This window comes from Pedobacter namyangjuensis (assembly GCF_003313325.1).
Lineage (GTDB): Bacteria > Bacteroidota > Bacteroidia > Sphingobacteriales > Sphingobacteriaceae > Pedobacter > Pedobacter namyangjuensis.
The window spans coordinates 1-1,281 of record NZ_QMHQ01000008.1 but is presented as its reverse complement, the minus strand read 5'-3'; the positions used below and the strand labels follow the sequence as shown (position 1 = coordinate 1,281).

At 37.5% G+C, this 1,281-nt stretch carries 2 protein-coding genes; one reads left to right on the top strand and one right to left on the bottom strand.

Annotated features, from left to right (window positions below; all coding sequences use genetic code 11):
* Positions 1 to 352, bottom strand: a 352-nt coding sequence (locus DUT69_RS18940) for a GTP-binding protein (protein ID WP_113654856.1), incomplete at its 3' end; no start/stop codon positions are given.
* Positions 353 to 592: 240 nt separating this feature from the next.
* On the opposite strand from DUT69_RS18940, the gene DUT69_RS18935 reads away from it, so the two are divergent.
* Positions 593 to 1,281 (top strand): tyrosine-type recombinase/integrase (locus DUT69_RS18935; RefSeq protein ID WP_113654855.1); only part of this gene is annotated, 689 nt, incomplete at its 3' end.

Below are 1,281 nucleotides of genomic sequence, written 5' to 3'. Positions count from 1 at the left end.
AAGCCAAAGCTTTTTGCGTTACGAAACGAGTTTGTGGCATAGCGCCTTCAAAAGCATCACAAAGCAAAAGCACGCCATCAGCCATTTTCAATACACGCTCTACCTCACCACCAAAATCCGCGTGACCAGGAGTATCGATAATGTTAATTTTAACGTCTTTATATTTTACTGAAACGTTTTTAGAAACGATAGTGATGCCGCGTTCGCGTTCCAAATCGTTATTATCCAAAATCAAATCTCCGGTTTCTTCGTTATCACGAAAAATAGAACAGGCATGTAAAATTTTATCAACCGTGGTAGTTTTACCGTGGTCAACGTGGGCTATAATAGCTATGTTTCTAATCTTTTGCATTGTATGCGCTTGTATTTAAGGGCGCAAAGGTAGCAAAAAAAGCTTAAAACCGAAAGTAAAAAGCACATTAAAAGCTGTTAAGTTTTTGTAAATCAATTGCATTGCATATCGGTAACGAAAGTCCCGCTTTTTGGCTTTAGTCCGCTACCTCGCTACGCTTCGGTATGCGGGCTACCGCCTACAATCGGGTTTGTTGTACAAAATTCTTCCTAAATTAGGGCAACAAACAGCTACCTCGCCATGTATCAAGCCAAACTAATTACACATAGGGGCAAAAATCGTATTGCCGTTTATTTCGAAAACAAACCCGAACTTATTGAACGCTTTAAAAAACTGAAAGGCGCCACATGGAGCGCAACACTTAAGGTATGGCACTTGCCAGACACCCCAACTTATAGAAAGCAGTTTAAAATTGCGCCAGCTGTAACACAAAAATATAATGCCGAAACGTTACTTAAGTTTAAGCAGTGGCTAAGGAGCAGACGCTATAGCGAAAACACTATCCAAACTTATTTAAATGCCTTGAGCATTTTCTTTCAATTTTTTAAAGATAAATTGCCTAGCCAAATTAACAATGAAGATATTATTGTTTTCAACCACAAATATATCTTAACTAAGCAGCTATCATCATCTTACCAAAACCAAATGGTAAATGCCATTAAATTATATTTTGGCATCATTTTAACCAAAAAGATAGATATTGCGAAAATACATAGACCAAAACGCGAGAAAACCTTGCCCAATGTTTTAAGTAAAGAAGAGATAAAAGCCATATTAAATAGTCATATTAACCTAAAACATAGAGCTATGCTCAGCCTAATTTATGCCTGTGGCTTACGTAGAAGCGAGTTACTAAGTCTAAAACCTTCGGCCATAGATAGCAAAAGAGGTGTATTGCTAATTAAACTGGCCAAAGGCAAGAAAGACAG